The following is a 14,765-nucleotide window of genomic DNA, read 5'->3' as shown; positions in this document are numbered from 1 at the left end:
TCATAGCGCCCTGCCGATGATGTCTTTCATGATCTCGTTCGCGCCGCCGTAGATCTTGGCGACCCGGCTATCGAGCCACATCCGCGAGATCGGGTATTCCAGCATGTAGCCGTAGCCGCCGTGCAGTTGCACGCAGGCGTCGATGATGCGGTTCTGCTGTTCGGTGGACCACCACTTCAGCATCGCGGCCTCGGTCGCGTCGAGACGGCCGTCCATGAACTTGCGGATGCAGCGCTCGAGGAACGTGCGACAGACCACGGCTTCGGTCCGCGCCTCCGCCAGCCGGAAGCGGCTGTTCTGGAAGTCGATCACCCGCTGGCCGAACGCTTTGCGCTCGCGCGTGTAGGCGATGGTGTGGTCGATGGCGCTCTCCATGAAGGCCTGGGCGACCACGCCCGTCATCAGCCGCTCTTCGACGAGGCGTTCGCCGAGTTGGATAAAGCCGCGGCCTTCCTCGCCGCCGAGCAGAGCCGTGGCCGGCAGACGCACCTCGTCGAAGAACAGCTCGGCGGTGTCGGCCGAGAGCTGGCCCATCTTGTCGAGCGGTGCGCCGCGAGCGAAACCTTCGAGGCCGTCGACCTCGACGAGAAACAGGCTGATGCCGGCGTCCGCCTGGGCCGCGAGAACGACGATGTCCGCCGTGGCGCCGTGGCTGATGAAGGTCTTCTGGCCCGATACGACGTAGCTGTCGCCCTCTCGGCGGGCGCGGGTCTTCATCGCGCGCAGGTCGCTGCCAGCCGAAGGCTCGGTCATGGCGATGGCCCCGATCCACTCGCCGGTCGCCATCCTGGGCAGCACGCGGGCCTTCTGCGCCTCGGTCCCGTAGGCGGCGAGATAGGGCGCCACGACGTCGTTGTGCAGCGAGATCACCGGCGCGACGACGCCGGCCCTGACCTGCTCTTCGGTGAGCACGACGGCATGCAGCAGGTCGCCGCCCGAGCCGCCGTACTCGGGATCGATCCGCGGGCACAGCAGGCCCAGTTCGCCCGCGCGCCGCCAGATGTCGCGCGGGACCATTCCGGCCTCTTCCCAGGCCTCGCGGTGCGGCGCGCACTCGCCGGTGAAGAACCGCCGCGCCGTTTCCCGCAGCATTTCGTGGTCGTCCCGGTAGGGGAGCGAGGCGGGCCAGACGCCGAACGCCGCGGGCGGTTGCTGACGTGTCATAACGCCCGTCCGATGAGATCCTTCATGATCTCGTTCGTGCCGCCGGCGATCCGCCCCAGCCTGGCGTCGGCCCAGCGGCGTGCGATCGGCGTCTCGCGCATGTAGCCATAGCCGCCGTGGAGCTGCAGGCATTCGTCGATGACCTCGCAGCACCTTTCGGTCGTCCACCACTTCGCCATGGCGCCCGCCTGCGCGTCGAAGCGATTTTCGATGAAGAGATCGATGCAGCGCTCGAGATAAGCCCGCGCGACCGTCGCCGCCGTTCTGCACTCGGCCAGCTTGTGACGGACCGCCTGATGGTCGACGAGCCGGCGGCCGAACGTCTCTCTCTCGCGCGCGTAGGCCACGGTCTCGTCCACGGCGCACTCCATCTGGACCACCGCTGACATCGCCATGATCAGCCGTTCTTCCGGCAGCCGCTGCATCAGCTGGTAGAAGCCCCGGCCCTCGACGCCGCCCAGCAGGTTCTCGGCGGGAACGCGAACGCCCTCGAAGAAGAGTTCGGAGGTGTCCTGCACCTTGTTGCCGACCTTCTTGAGGTTGCGGCCCAGCGTGAAGCCCTCGGCTCCTGGCGTCTCGACCAGAAGCAGGCTGACGCCCCGCGCGCCGGCCTCGGCGTCGGTCTTGGCGGCGACAACGATCAGCTCGGCGTTCTGGGCGTTGCTGATGAAGGTCTTGGCGCCGTCGAGGACGTAATGATCGCCGTCGCGGCGGGCGCGGGTGCGGATCGCCTGCAGGTCCGACCCGGCGCCGGGCTCGGTCATGGCGATAGCCGCGACGATCTCGCCTGTCGCCATCTTCGGCAGGAAACGAGCTCTTTGCGCGTCGGTGCCGTAGAGCTCGATGTAGGGCGCGATGATGTCGGAGTGCAGATAGAACGCCAGCTCGTTGAAGCAGGCCCGCGTCTGCTCTTCGATGATGATGAAGCCGTGCCACAGGTCGCCGCCGCCGCCGCCGAACTCCGGCGAAACTTTGGGGCAGAGAATTCCGGCTTCGCCCGCCCGGCTCCACATCTCGCGCGGCGACTTGCAGGCCTTCTGCCAGGCTGCCCGGTGGGGCAGGCACTCCTTCTCGATGAACCGCCGCACGTTGGTCCGGAAGATTTCGTGCTCGGGCGTGTAGTGGGGGGACTCGACCATACGGGACTTGCTTCCTGTCCGGGCCGCCGGCGGCGGCCCGGTCCGAGATTTTGCGCTCAGAACGACTTGCGCAACTCAATGCCGTAGGTGCGCCCGAAGCCCGCGACCCGAGTGGTGATCACCGCCTTCGGGAACGGGAAACTCGAACCTGCCCCCAGCACCTTGTCGTTGTTGAGGTTCTTGCCCCAGAGATAGGCGCCCCAACCGCCCTCCTTCGACTGCACGCCAAGGCGGCCGTTGAGCGTGGTGACCGCCTCGATGGTCAGGCGGGTCCCGGCGCTCGGCAGGAAGTAGCTGCTGCTGCGGTGGTTCAGGTCGCCGCGGATGTAGAACTCCATCCCGCCGCCGATCGGCGCCGTGTACTGGGCGCCCAGGCTGCCCGTGTAATTCGGCGTGTACTGGAAGTCCTCGCCCGCCAGCGACGGGTTGGTCGGGAAGCTGTCGTACTTCGCCTTGAGATAGGCTCCGTTCGCGTCGATCAGCAGCCCCGGCATCGGACGGGCGGTCAGTTCGACCTCGAGGCCGCGGCTGGACGCGGTGGCCGCGTTGCGGATCAGGAACGACAGGCCGGTGAAGATCTGCTCCTGCTTGTCATTCCACTTCAGATAGAAGGCGGCGACGTTCAGGCTCAGGCGGCGGTCGAAGAAGTACGACTTGTAGCCGGCCTCGTAGTTGTTGACCGTCTCCGGCGCGAAGCCCAGCGGATCCGTCGGGTTGAACGGCGGCGAGATGACGTCGGTCTGGAAGCCGCCCGCCTTGAAGCCGCGGCTGTACTTCACATAAGCGGTCTGCTCGTCGGTGAAGTCGTACGAGAGGCTGATGTCGCCGGTCCAGCGGCTGTCCTTGTAGGTCTCGCGGACGGCCGGGATTTTCACGGCGAAGTTCGACACCAGGACGCCCGAGGGCAGGTTGGCGAAGGTCTGGGTGTAGAGCTGGCTGTAGAAGAAATCCTTCTTCTCGTGGGTCCAGCGCAGGCCGGCGGCCAGCCGCACCTTGTCGGCGATCTGCCAGGTCCCCGAAGCGAAGGCGGCGTAGCTCTTGGCGTCGATCGTGGAATAGGTCTCGGCCCGCTCGCCGTTGAAGCCCGGAATCAGCCCGCCGACCAGCAGCAGGGGCACCTGTGCGCCCAGGTGGATGTGGCGGATGTTCTTGGTGTTTTCGTCGTAGTAGTAGGCCCCGACCAGCCAGCTGAACGGGCCGTCGCCCGTCGAAGCGAGGCGGAATTCCTGGCTGAAGTTGTCGCCCTTCTCGTCGCGGCCGACGTCGAAGGCGTCGATCGGCAAGCCGTCGGAATCGTCGGTGAACTTGGAGACGTAGCCGCGCCACGCGGTGATCGAGGTGAAATCCGCGCCGGGGAAGCTGTAGTCGAGGCGGCCCATGTAGCCCCAGAGCTCGCGGTGCGCCCCCTCGGGCGAGTTGAGCTGCACGACGTTGTCGCCCGGATCCTGCGGCGGAATCGCCGCCAGCGCCGCGGGGACCGGCGGTGGGAAGATGACGGGTCCCGTCTCGATGGCGCTGGTGCCGCTTTCGGTGAAATAGTCCGCCCCGAAGCGCAGCCGCAGGCTGTCGGACACCTTCGACGCCAGCACCAGCCGGGCGCCGTCGGAGTTGATGTCGTTCAGGGTCTTGCCGGTGAAGGTGTTCTTCAGATAGCCGCCGCGCTCGCGGTGGACCACCGAGAGGCGGGCCATCAGCAGGTCGGGGACGATCGCCCCGCCCACCGTCGCGCGGCCCTGCAGGAAGTCGTAGTTGCCGTAGGTGGCGTCGCCGAACGCGGTGAAGGTGTTGGAAGGCTCGGTCGTAACGATGTTGATCGCGCCGCCGATGGTGTTCTTTCCATAGAGCGTGCCTTGCGGTCCGCGCAGCACCTCCACCCGGACGACGTCATTGAGGATCGTGTTGAAGGTCGGATCCCGGCCTTGATAGACCTCGTCGACATAGACGCCGACGGCGGGCGGGAAGCCGGCGTTGATGTTGCTCTGCGAGCTGACCCCGCGGATCGAGATCGCCGGCGAGTTGGTCCCGGGGGTCATCGACACATTCGGCGCCTTGACGGCGATGTCCGTCATGAAGCTTCCGCTGATGTTCTGAATCTCGGCCGCGCCGACCGCGGTGACGGCGACCGGCACCTTGAGATTTTCCTCGACCCGCTTCTGGGCCGTGACGACGACGGTCTCGACCGTGGTGTCGTCCGCGCCCGCGGCCGTCTGCGCCAGCGCCGGGGCCGCCGCCAGCATGGCCGCCAGCGCCCCGCCCGCCATCAACGCGCCCCGCGCCAAGCCGTTGGCGGATGCAGGACAAGAGTTCCGTTCCGACATTTCCGTCGCCCCCTCTTCGGTATGGCCTTTGCGGCTCATCCACTTCGAAGGACACGGCCCGCCGCGGAACCCGCCATGCGGAATGCGAAACGGCCGCCGACACCGGCGGCCGTCAGCCTTGAGGTCATGTCGTCGGTCAGGCGCGGGCGGGCTTGGGCGCGCGGAAGGGTTCCTCGCCCTCGGCGTAACTCTTCTTGATATTGCCGTGGATGCCGCTGGGATCGACGGGCAGGCCGTAGACTTCCATCCAGTGACTGTGCGCGAGGTGGTGGAGGGCGAAGGCCACCTGGAAGGCCGAGTGGCGGCCCTGCGCGTCCTCGGCCGCATTGACCGCCTGCTTGACCATCTTGGTCGCCATCGTCGGCTGGCTGGCGACCTTGCGGGCAAGCGCCAGCGTGGCCTCCGCCAGGTCGGCGCGCGGCACGACCCGGTTGACCATCCCAAGCTGGCGGGCCTCCTCGGCGCCGATCGGCTCGCCGGTCAGCAGCATTTCCTTGGCCTTGCGCGGGCCCATCTCCCACGGGTGGGCGAACCACTCGACGCCGGCCACGCCCATGGCGACCGTGACCTCCTGGAACTGCGCATCGTCGCTGGCGACGATCAGGTCACAGGGCCAGCAGAGGAGCAGGCCGCCCGAGACGCACTTGCCCTGCACTGCGGCGATCGTGATCTTGGGGATGTTGCGCCACCGCTCCGAGAAGCCGGTGTAGAGCTCCTCCTCGCGGGCCATGCGCCCCTCGGCGCCCGCGCGACGGTGCTGCTGGAAGGGCGTGACGGGCGCGTAGCGCTCCTGGTTGTCGTGATGGTCGGTCTCGCGCACGTCGTGGCCCGACGAGAAGTGCTTCCCGTTCGCGGCCAGGATGATCACCTTCACATCGTCCTCGCGCGCGGCGCGGTCGAAGGCGGCGTTGAGCTCGTAGAGGAACTGGCTGTCCTGCGCGTTGGCGGCCTCGGGCCGGTTCATCACGATGCGAGCGATGCCCGGCTCGGGCTTCTCATAGATCATGTAGTCCCAGGTCACGGGCTCCTCCTGCCGCCTCAGGCGGTCATCTCGGCGAGTTCATTGTGCATGCCGTAGAAGGCCGGGGGAACCTTCGAACGGTCGCCGGAGTGCGCGACCTTTCCGAGGCGCGCGCCTTCGGCCTGCTGGCGCTGGTACTCGTCGTTGCCGCCCGGTTCGAGCTTCATCCGCGCGAAGGGCAGGATGAAGTCGTAGTCGGCGACGGTCTTGATGTCGGCGGCGTCGATCTCGCCCTCCGCGAAGGTCGTCAAACGGCCATTCTCGATGCGGCAGTGCCAGGCGATGCGTCCGTCGCCCTTCGCGTCCAGGTGCGACGGAACGCCCGTAAACACCTCGCAGATGCTGAGCGTGACTCCCGGTCCCGCCGCGGCGGCGTACCGGTCGAGCATCGACTTCAGCGCGGCCAGCCACTCGGGACTGGCGAATTCGACCTTGGCCATCGGATCCTCAACCGTATTGCGTCTGATAGGCGGGCCGCACCAGCGCCATGTTCTCGAGCTTGGGGCCCTCGGCCCGGTAGCCCTGCCAGGCGTTCTTCCCGACGAGGCGCGCGAGCTCGGGACCGTAGGGCGCGATGATTTCGTCGGCGATGTCTTCGTAGGCCTCGGCCGGGTTCACATAGTTGCGGCAGAACGCGGTGGCGATGTGGGCCCGCACGCCCGCGGAGGTCTTCGGATAGGTGCAGTGCCAAGTGTTGCCGGTGAACACGGCCAACGAGCCGGGGCGGGCGTTGACGGGCGTCACCATCGCGTCGTCCATCGGCCCGCCGATGAAGCGCGGCTGTTCGTATTCGGTGGGATGGCGGCAGTAGCGGTGGCTGCCGGGCACCATGCCCAAGGTCCCGTTCTCCTCGGTGTAGTCGGTCAGAATCCAGCTGACGTTGCAGACCGAGCCGTAGGCCGGCAGCGGCGTCGGCACCCCGACCGAGTCGCAGTGCATGGGGGTGGAGCGCGCCGAGCCCTCCTTGACGAAGGCCACCATGCTGAACAGGCGGTAGCTCAGGCCCATCAGATAGCGGCCCATCGTCTGGACGGCGGGGTTCATGACCGCCTCGACGAACACCGGGTCACGCTCGAGCAGGTGGAAGAGCTGGCGTCCGAAGGCCGGCTTCTCGGCGTCGGCGTGCTTGTTCAGCTCGACCGCCTGGTCATCCTCTTCGCGGGCGATCTGCATGACCTTCTCGAACAACCGCTCGGCAAAGTCGGGCGCCGCCCCGGTCTTTTCGGGCTCGATCACCGTAAAGCCGAACGTCTCCAGCTCGGCGATGTTGGTCTCGATCCCGAGTTCGCGCGCCTGGCGATAGGTCTCGGCCATGCCGGCCATCGACTTCCAGTCCCGGATTTCCATCGCAGCTCCACCTCCCGGAGGCGCGCCCGCGCCTCTCTCATCGTAAGGACACGCCGACGCGCCCGATCCGCCAGCGCGGGCCGGCGGCGGCGGCGATCACGGCGCCGGACGCGGCCGGAAGACGCGGGTCAGCACGCGTGACTGGAACCGCCAGCCGTCGGGCGTCCGCCGGAACGTGTCGGCATATTCTCCCACCGTGGCGGGCGGCGCGACAGGGCGGACGCCGGCCGCGTCGGGCTCGGCGGCGCTGTTGTAGACCGTGAGGTAGCAGGAACCGGCGGCGCGATCGGCGTCGATCGCATGCACCACCGGATTGGTCATCACGTGGCGCATGGTGACGCCCTGGTCGGCCAGGGCCTGCATCGAAGCCCGGATCGCCTCATGGCCCACGAAAGCGGGCGCTTCGGGCACTTCGACCGAGCCGTCCGGTGCGAACAGCTGGGTGAAAGCCTCGACCTCGCTGCGGTCAGCGTGAACGGCATAGAGCATCTGCAGCTTCTGGCAGGCGTGCTCGATCAGCATGCGCTCCAGCTCGGTCATCTCAGTTCACCCGGCGCTCGTGGCCGGCCCAATAGGGCTCGCGCAGGTCACGCTTCAGCACCTTCCCCGAGGCGTTGCGCGGCAGCGCCGCGACGAAGTCGACGCTCTTCGGGACCTTGTAGCCGGCGATCCGCTCGCGCGCCCAGCCGATGATTCCGCCCGGGTCGGCGGTCTGCCCGGGCTTGAGCGCCACGACGGCCTTCACCGCCTCGCCCCATTTCGGATCGGGCACCCCGATCACCGCGACCTCGGCCACGGCGGGATGGCCATAGATGGCGTTCTCCACCTCCGCCGGATAGACGTTCTCGCCGCCGGACACGATCATGTCCTTCACGCGATCGCGGATGAAGAGGTAGCCGTCGGCGTCCAGGTAGCCGGCGTCGCCGCTGCGCACCCAGCCTCCGTCGCGGATGACCCGCGCGGTCTCCTCTGACTGCTTCCAGTAGCCGCGCATGGTCGTGGGCGCGCGGATGCAGATCTCACCCACCTCGCCGGTCGGACGCTCCGCGTCGCTCTCGGGATCCAGGATCCGAATCTCGGCGCCCGGGATCGGCTTTCCGGCCGAGCGCATACGCGGGTTCCCGGCCCTGTGGTCCGCCGCCGGAAGATACGTGACGGCGCCACAGGTCTCGGTCATGCCGTAGAGCTGGATGAAGCCGCAGCCGAAGGCCTCCACGGCCCGCTGCAGCAGGTCCAGCGGGATCGGCGAGGCCCCGTAGAGGAAGTCGGTCATCGACGCGAAGTCCGCGCGGCTCACGCCCGGATGATCCAGCATCATCTGGATCGTGGTCGGCACCAGCACGGTCTTGGAGACGCGGAAGCTGCGAATGGCCTCGATCACCGCCGAATTGTCGAACTCGCGCAGCACGACCGTGAAGGCGCCTGCGTAGACGCCCACGACGCCCCAGCCGGAACCGCTGATGTGGAACACCGGCATCGCCACGAGGCTCACGTCCTCGGCGTTCCACCTGTTCCAATCCATGTCGTCCCCGAATGCTCCGGGGTTGTCGCCGGCATAGGCGTTGAACGCGAAGAACGCGCGGTGGGAGAGCTGGACGCCCTTGGGCCGGCCGGTCGTCCCGGAGGTATAGAGCTGGATCGCTACGTCGTCGGGAGCGACCTGCGCCTGCTGGTCGCCGTCGTCCTGGCGGTCACGCCACGCGGCGAAACCTTCACATCCGGGCGCATCGTCTTCCATGGCGATGACCTTGCGGATCGCGGGCGCCTGGGCCGCGGCCTGCGCCGCCAGCGCCATGCAGGACCCGTCCGCGAACAGCAGTTCGGCGTCGGCGTCGCGTGTGATGTAGACGACCTCGGGCTCGGCCAGCCGCCAGTTGACCGGCGTCAGCACGACGCCGATCCGCGCCGCCCCGAACAGCAGCTCGAAGTAGCCGGTGGAATTCTTGCCCAGATAGGCGATGCGCGAACCGTGGCGCACGCCTTCGGCCAGCAGGCCGTTGGCCACCCTCGCCGTGCGCCGGTCGAACTCGGCGTAGGTGAGGCTCTCGCCTTCGAAGTAGAACGCCGGCGCCCGGCCCCGCGTGCGGCCATGGAAGCGCGGCGCATCGCCCAGGGTGCGGATCTCCGGAAACCAGGCGATCGGCGGGGTCTTGGCCGCCTGCAGCGCATCTGTCATCGCCGTTCCTCCACGATCGGTCAGGCCGCGACGGCGTCGGGCGTGAAGCTGCGGCCCGACGCCCACCCGGCCAAGGCTTCGGCGCAGACACGCTTGCCCCGCACCAGGTGCTTCTCGAGCGTGCTCACCGATATCCCGAGGCTATCGGACATCTGCTTGTAGGACAGCTCCTGCACGGTGCGCAGTTCGATCACCTCCCGGCAGCGTGGCGGGAGGCTGGCGAGCGCGTCCGCATAGGCGCGCTCCTGCTCGCGGGAGATCAGGACCTCCTCGGCCGACGGCGCGTCCGCGGCCGGCAGCGGCGTCTCGGCGAAGAGGGGATGGGCGCGGTCTATGGCGTTCGAACGGCGGCTCCGCAGGCGGTTGAGGGCGAGCCGGTAGGCGGTCTTGAAGAGCACAGCGCGAGGGTGCTCGTAGGCCGCCAGGTCGTGCCGCCGGCACAGGCGCATGAAAGCCTCCTGCGCGACATCCTCCGCGTCCGCGGGCGTCTTGAGAAGCCGGGTTAGATAGCCACGCAACCCGTCGATCTCGTTTCGATAAAGCTCGGCGAGAAGCCGCTGCGACCCGCTCGCCGCGCCCCGCCCGAAGTCACCCGCCACCGTCCCCAAGAGCGCCTCCCTCGCGCTGCGACTATCGCGATTCGACCCACGGGTCGAACAACCAACCTCAGGGTCGATATGTCATCCCTCTAGTCGAACGGCTGTCAATGGGTATTATCTGGCGATGGCGCCCGGAGGCGCTGCGGATTTGGGAGCGGGGATGGCGAAGGCGACGCCGAAGCGGCCGTGGGGCGAGGGCATCCAGGACCGCGGCGAACAGTACGAACTGAAGCGTCAGGTGGTTCTTCGGACAGCCGCGCGCATCTACACCCAGCGCGGGTTCCACGAGACGACGCTCACCGACATCGCCGAAGCTCTGAACATCTCCAAGCCGACGCTCTACTACTACTTCAGGAGCAAGGACGAGATCCTCTTCGAGTGCCACCGGCTGGGCATCGAGGCCATCACCGACGGCGAGACGCCGATGCCGCCGCCGGGCGAAGGCACGGCGCGCGAGCGGCTCCATGAGTTCCTGAGGCGCTATGTCCGGATGGTGGTCGACGATTTCGGGACTTGCCTGGTGATGACGGGCGCCAATGCGCTGGGTCCCGAGAACCGCGCCGAGGTGGTGGGCGGCCGCCGGCAGATCGACGGCATGCTGCGCGGCATCCTCGAGGAGGGCGCCCGCGACGGGACCATCGTCTGCGACGACATCATGCTGACCTCGATGTTCATCTTCGGGGCGATGAACTGGATCCCGCACTGGTTCCATCGCGAGGGCGAGATCAACGTCGACACGCTGAGCGTGCGGCTGGTGGCGTTCGTGGACCGCGCCCTGCTGTCCGCGCCGCAGTAGCTTCAAGGGCGAGGCATGGCGCAGGACGACGTCCTCGAACAGATCGATGTGCGGCTCGCGCCCCGCGAGGCCGAACGTCTCGCCGAGGAAGGCTTCGGGCTGCTGGGTCGCGTCCAGCGCCTGGCGGGCGAACGCGACCAGAACTTCAGGCTGCGGACGAGCGACGGCGTCGACTATCTGCTGAAGATCAGCAACTCGGCGGAACCCCCGGCGGTCACCGATCTGCAGACGCGGGCGCTCCTGCATATGCACGCGGTCGACCCGGATCTGCCGACGCCGCGGCTGCAGCCCGCGCGCAACGGGGAGCCGCAGCATTCATGGACCGGAGCCGACGGGCGGCGTTCCGTGGTGCGCCTCTTCAGCTATCTGCAGGGCGCGCCGCTCTACAGGGCCGCGGTCTCGCCGGACCTGCTGACGGCGCTCGGCGGCGCGCTTGCGCGGGTGGACCTCGCGCTGCGCGACTTCCGTCACCCGGCCGAGAACCACGACCTGCTGTGGGACGTGCAGCATGCCGGCCGGTTACGGCCGCTGACCTCCGAAATCGATGATCCAGACGTGCAGCGGTTGGCGATCGCCGGCCTCGCGGCGTTCGCCGAGAAGGCTGCGCCGCGGCTGCCGGGTCTGCGCGCGCAGTTCATCCACAACGACCTGAACCCGCACAACGTGCTGGTGGCCGAGAACGGAACACCGTCGATTACAGGCGTGCTGGATCTGGGCGACGCGGTGCGCGCGCCCCTGGTCGACGACCTGGCGGTGGCCGCGGCCTACCACGTCGATCTGAGCGACGACCCGCTGTGCCGGGTGGCGCATCTCATGCGCGGCTATCATCGTGTCCTTCCGCTGACCGAGCAGGAGATCGAGGTGATGGGCCCTCTGATCCTGGGCCGTCTCGCGATGAGCGCCACGATCAGCACCTGGCGGGCTCGCAGGCATCCGGACAACCGCACATACATCCTGCGCAACCTTCCCGCCGCTGTGCTTGGCCTGCGGCGACTTCTCCCTCTCGCCGACGACATGATCGCCGAGCGGCTGTGGGCGGCGCTCGAGGACCCCGGCTCATGACCATGATCAATGCATTCGCGGGCGGCCAGGCGGGGCTTTCGGCGGACGACCGGACGTTGCTGGCCCGGCGCGAGAAGGTGCTGGGCCCGGCCTACAGGCTGTTCTACGAGACCCCCTTGCACATCGTCCGCGGCGAAGGCGTCTGGCTCTGGGACCGCGACGGCCGCCGCTATCTGGACGCCTACAACAACGTGGCCTCGGTCGGGCATTGCCGCCGCGAGGTCGTCGAGGCGATCTCCGCCCAGTCCGCCCTGCTCAACACCCACACCCGCTACCTGCACGAGGCGCCGGTCGCCTACGCCGAGGCGCTGCTGCAGAGCTTTCCGCGGGAGTTGGGCTGCCTGATGTTCACCTGCACGGGCAGTGAGGCCAACGACCTGGCTCTGCGTATCGCCCAGGCCGCCACCGGAGGCGTCGGGCTGATCGTCACCGCGACGGCCTATCATGGCGTGACCGCCGCGATCGCCGCGGCCTCGCCGTCGCTTGGACCTGACAATCCGCTCGGCCCGAATGTCTGGGCCGTGCCGGCGCCGGCCGGCGCTTCGGCGCAGGGCGAGATCGGCCCAGCCTTCGCCGCCGGAGTCGAGGCCGCCCTGGCCGACATGAAGCGAAGGGGCGTTCGACCCGCCGCGCTCCTGGTGGACACGATCTTCTCCAGCGACGGGGTGCTGGCCGAACCGGCCGGTTTCCTGGCCGCGGCGATCGCGCAGGTGCGGGCGGCGGGCGGCCTGTTCATCGCCGATGAGGTGCAGGCCGGATTCGGACGCACCGGCGAATCCATCTGGGGTTTCGCGCGACACGGCGTCGCCCCGGACCTCGTGACGATGGGCAAGCCGATGGGCAACGGCTATCCCGTCGCGGGCGTCGTGGCTCGTCCCGAACACTTGGAAGCCTTCGGAAAGAAGGTTCGATATTTCAATACGTTCGGCGGAAGTCCGGTGGCGGTCGCAGCGGCGCAGGCCGTCTGGGACGTGATCCGGCGCGAGCGGCTGGCCTCCAACAGCGAAACCATGGGCCGCCTGTTGCGCGACCGGATCCGGGCGCTGGCCGAGCGGCGGCCACAGCTGGGCGAAGTCCGCGGCGCCGGGCTCTTCGTTGGCGTCGACGTGGTCAGTTCGGATGGCGCGCCCGCGGCTGGCGCCGCGGTTGCTCTGGTCAACCGCCTTCGCGACTCGGGCGTGCTGATCAGCGCCACCGGACCCGCCGGCAACGTGCTGAAGATACGTCCGCCGCTCGTGTTCGCGTCGGAGCATGTCAACCTGCTGATGGAGGCCCTGGAATCGGCCCTCGACGGGGTCTGACGACAGGGACGACGGTGATGATCATCGACGCAATCGACATCGCCGGATCCGCGCATGATCGCGGCCTGGCCCTCGGCCGCGCCCTGGCGGCCCGTATCGCCGGCCATGTGGACGCTTGGCTGTCCAGCCTCGAAGGAGCGGGCCTGGGCGACGCGCGGACCTATGTCGCCGACATGCTGCGCGACACCGACTTCCATGGTGCGGTCCGCGAGCACATGCCCGACCTCGTGGCGGAGGCGGACGGGATCGCGGATGGCGCGGACCAGCCGAGACCGCTGATGTTCGCCCTCCAGCTGCTGGACGAGGAGTGGGCCTATCGCGCGCGCAGGCGGAGCCTGGCCAACCAGCTCCAGAAGTGCAGCAGCGCTGCGGTGGTGAACCCGGACGGTTCGACCTGGATCGGGCAGAACATGGACCTGGGCGGCTACACCGACGGACACCAGGTGCTGCTGCGCATTGCGCCCGACCAGGGCCGTCCCGGGGCGCTGGTCTTCTCGACGGCCGGAATGATCGGACTGATGGGCGTCAACGCCGTTGGGGTCGCTGTTTGCGTCAATTCCTTGCCGCAGCTGCCGTCGGCGGCGGTCGGCGTGCCGGTCGCGTTCATGGTCCGCCGTCTGTTGCAGGCGAGCAGCCTCGCCGAGGCCGTGCAGCTCGTGCAGCTCCTCCCGCACGCCACGAACCAGCACTACCTGATCGCCGAGGCCGGCGCGGTCCGGTCGTTCGAGGCCTCCGCGGCCGGCGTCACGGAATTTCACCCGCCGCAAGCGGATCGCGTGTTGCACACGAACCACCCGCTCACCGACGAGCAGGGCGTCCCCGAGAGCGAATCCGCTCGGGAGAATTCGGCGGCGCGCCTGGCCTCGCTGACGCGCCGTCTCGCCTCGGGCCGCCCGAACCTGGCCGACCTGCAGGCGGCGTTTGCGGCGTTCGATGACCCGCGCCACCCGGTCTGCCGTGAGCGGCGCGCCGACGGGCTCATCAATTTCACGACCGGGTCCATGATCTCCCTGCTGCGGCCCCTCCGGTCGGGCATCGAATCTTGGGTCAGCGCGGGTCCGCCGAGCCGTGGAGGCTACCAGCGCGTCGAAATGACCCTGACCTGAGGGTCCCGACAGCCCTTGATGCGCCCCTCAAGCAGCATCGCGCCATCGACGCTATTCCTGCTCCCGGATGGCGACGATGACGGCTACGGCTGTGGCGGAGGCCGCTGGACCCGGCGCCAACTGGCGGACGTTCCGAACGTCGCCTTGGGGTCGGCAGGCGACATTCAGCGTCGCGGTCGAAGCCGACAGTCACCTTGAACGGCGATGGCGCCACTCGCCGACATGTTGGCCTCTATCGCGTCCGCGTCACCACCCAGCCGCCCTCTCGAGCCTCTGCCACCCATTCACGTTCCGGCGCATGCTTCCGAGCCGTCGTGTAGTCGATGCGGCGCTGAGTATTCACAACGCAGGAGCAGCCCACGCGCAGCTGAAGCAACCGCTCCGTGATCAGACCATAGGCCTTCGGCATGGCGATCACTTCATCGTCGGGATGACGAAAGCGGAGTCCTCGACGGCGCCCTCGGGCCAGCGGGCGGTGACGGTCTTGACCTTGGTCCAGAAGCGGACGCCCTCCATGCCGTGCTGGTTGGCGTCGCCGAAAGCCGAGCGCTTCCAGCCGCCGAAGGAGTGGTAGGCCACCGGCACGGGGATCGGCACGTTGATGCCCACCATGCCGACGTTGACCTGCTGGGCGAACTCCCTGGCCGCGCGGCCGTTGCGGGTGAAGATCGCCACGCCGTTGCCGTACTGGTGGGCGGACGGCAGGGCGACGGCCTCCTCGAAGCTCTCCGAGCGG

The 14,765-nt window shown here is 68.3% G+C and carries 14 protein-coding genes; 4 read left to right on the top strand and 10 right to left on the bottom strand.

Translation table 11 applies throughout. The features are described from left to right. The 9 genes from GC203_RS15725 to GC203_RS15685 all read right to left on the bottom strand — a co-directional run bounded on the left by GC203_RS15725 (position 1) and on the right by GC203_RS15685 (position 9,764). Positions 1–1,164 (bottom strand): acyl-CoA dehydrogenase family protein, encoded by a 1,164-nt coding sequence (locus GC203_RS15725; RefSeq protein WP_293456386.1) that lies wholly within the window; start codon positions 1,162–1,164, stop codon positions 1–3. Then, a complete protein-coding gene (locus GC203_RS15720; RefSeq protein ID WP_293456385.1) occupies positions 1,161–2,303 on the bottom strand; it encodes an acyl-CoA dehydrogenase family protein in 1,143 nt (380 codons plus the stop codon). Before GC203_RS15720 ends, GC203_RS15725 begins: the two co-directional genes overlap by 4 nt. Positions 2,304–2,359: 56 nt before the next feature. Further along, on the bottom strand, positions 2,360–4,564 hold the full coding sequence (locus GC203_RS15715; RefSeq protein ID WP_293456382.1) for a TonB-dependent receptor: 2,205 nt from the start codon (positions 4,562–4,564) through the stop codon (positions 2,360–2,362). Between the two features lie 193 nt (positions 4,565–4,757). After that, a complete protein-coding gene (locus GC203_RS15710) occupies positions 4,758–5,642 on the bottom strand; it encodes an enoyl-CoA hydratase (RefSeq protein WP_293456381.1) in 885 nt (294 codons plus the stop codon). Between the two features lie 17 nt (positions 5,643–5,659). Beyond that, positions 5,660–6,082, bottom strand: a complete 423-nt coding sequence (locus GC203_RS15705) for a hypothetical protein (protein WP_293456378.1) — start codon at positions 6,080–6,082, stop codon at positions 5,660–5,662. 7 nt (positions 6,083–6,089) lie between these two features. After that, a complete protein-coding gene (locus GC203_RS15700) occupies positions 6,090–6,989 on the bottom strand; it encodes a phytanoyl-CoA dioxygenase family protein (RefSeq protein WP_293456375.1) in 900 nt (299 codons plus the stop codon). Positions 6,990–7,085: 96 nt separating this feature from the next. Continuing rightward, positions 7,086–7,529, bottom strand: coding sequence for a nuclear transport factor 2 family protein (locus GC203_RS15695; protein WP_293456372.1), 444 nt, complete (start codon positions 7,527–7,529; stop codon positions 7,086–7,088). A gap of 1 nt (position 7,530) precedes the next feature. After that, positions 7,531–9,165: a fatty acid--CoA ligase gene (locus tag GC203_RS15690; RefSeq protein ID WP_293456369.1), complete on the bottom strand. Its 1,635-nt coding sequence runs from the start codon at positions 9,163–9,165 to the stop codon at positions 7,531–7,533. A gap of 20 nt (positions 9,166–9,185) precedes the next feature. Next, positions 9,186–9,764 carry a sigma-70 family RNA polymerase sigma factor gene (locus GC203_RS15685; RefSeq protein ID WP_293456777.1) on the bottom strand — a complete coding sequence of 193 codons (579 nt, stop codon included), beginning with the start codon at positions 9,762–9,764 and terminating at the stop codon, positions 9,186–9,188. 160 nt (positions 9,765–9,924) lie between these two features. On the opposite strand from GC203_RS15685, the gene GC203_RS15680 reads away from it, so the two are divergent. The 4 genes from GC203_RS15680 to GC203_RS15665 are packed head-to-tail and all read left to right on the top strand — an operon-like array spanning position 9,925 to position 14,029. Beyond that, positions 9,925–10,560 carry a TetR/AcrR family transcriptional regulator gene (locus GC203_RS15680; RefSeq protein ID WP_293456366.1) on the top strand — a complete coding sequence of 212 codons (636 nt, stop codon included), beginning with the start codon at positions 9,925–9,927 and terminating at the stop codon, positions 10,558–10,560. Between the two features lie 15 nt (positions 10,561–10,575). Further along, positions 10,576–11,622: a phosphotransferase gene (locus GC203_RS15675; RefSeq protein ID WP_293456363.1), complete on the top strand. Its 1,047-nt coding sequence runs from the start codon at positions 10,576–10,578 to the stop codon at positions 11,620–11,622. Beyond that, complete coding sequence (locus GC203_RS15670) at positions 11,619–12,923, top strand: aminotransferase class III-fold pyridoxal phosphate-dependent enzyme (protein ID WP_293456360.1); 1,305 nt, start codon at positions 11,619–11,621, stop codon at positions 12,921–12,923. Before GC203_RS15675 ends, GC203_RS15670 begins: the two co-directional genes overlap by 4 nt. 17 nt (positions 12,924–12,940) lie before the next feature. Further along, a complete protein-coding gene (locus GC203_RS15665; RefSeq protein WP_293456774.1) occupies positions 12,941–14,029 on the top strand; it encodes a C45 family peptidase in 1,089 nt (362 codons plus the stop codon). A gap of 414 nt (positions 14,030–14,443) precedes the next feature. Here the strand turns inward: GC203_RS15665 and GC203_RS15660 are convergent. Continuing rightward, positions 14,444–14,765 (bottom strand): aldehyde dehydrogenase family protein (locus GC203_RS15660; protein WP_293451803.1); only part of this gene is annotated, 322 nt, incomplete at its 5' end.

This window comes from Phenylobacterium sp. (assembly GCF_016124325.1).
Classification (GTDB): domain Bacteria; phylum Pseudomonadota; class Alphaproteobacteria; order Caulobacterales; family Caulobacteraceae; genus Phenylobacterium.
Note: the sequence above shows the minus strand (reverse complement) of the source record. Positions and strands in the feature narration are given on the sequence as shown.

Excerpts from the sequence above, each read along its gene's own strand:
- GC203_RS15670 (WP_293456360.1), top strand. The coding sequence starts at position 11,619 with ATGACCATGATCAATGCATTCGCGGGCGGCCAGGCGGGGCTTTCGGCG.
- GC203_RS15690 (WP_293456369.1), bottom strand. The coding sequence starts at position 9,165 with ATGACAGATGCGCTGCAGGCGGCCAAGACCCCGCCGATCGCCTGGTTT.
- GC203_RS15700 (WP_293456375.1), bottom strand. The coding sequence starts at position 6,989 with ATGGAAATCCGGGACTGGAAGTCGATGGCCGGCATGGCCGAGACCTAT.
- GC203_RS15675 (WP_293456363.1), top strand. The coding sequence starts at position 10,576 with ATGGCGCAGGACGACGTCCTCGAACAGATCGATGTGCGGCTCGCGCCC.
- GC203_RS15725 (WP_293456386.1), bottom strand. The coding sequence starts at position 1,164 with ATGACACGTCAGCAACCGCCCGCGGCGTTCGGCGTCTGGCCCGCCTCG.
- GC203_RS15715 (WP_293456382.1), bottom strand. The coding sequence starts at position 4,564 with ATGGCGGGCGGGGCGCTGGCGGCCATGCTGGCGGCGGCCCCGGCGCTG.
- GC203_RS15720 (WP_293456385.1), bottom strand. The coding sequence starts at position 2,303 with ATGGTCGAGTCCCCCCACTACACGCCCGAGCACGAAATCTTCCGGACC.
- GC203_RS15705 (WP_293456378.1), bottom strand. The coding sequence starts at position 6,082 with ATGGCCAAGGTCGAATTCGCCAGTCCCGAGTGGCTGGCCGCGCTGAAG.
- GC203_RS15680 (WP_293456366.1), top strand. The coding sequence starts at position 9,925 with ATGGCGAAGGCGACGCCGAAGCGGCCGTGGGGCGAGGGCATCCAGGAC.
- GC203_RS15665 (WP_293456774.1), top strand. The coding sequence starts at position 12,941 with ATGATCATCGACGCAATCGACATCGCCGGATCCGCGCATGATCGCGGC.
- GC203_RS15695 (WP_293456372.1), bottom strand. The coding sequence starts at position 7,529 with ATGACCGAGCTGGAGCGCATGCTGATCGAGCACGCCTGCCAGAAGCTG.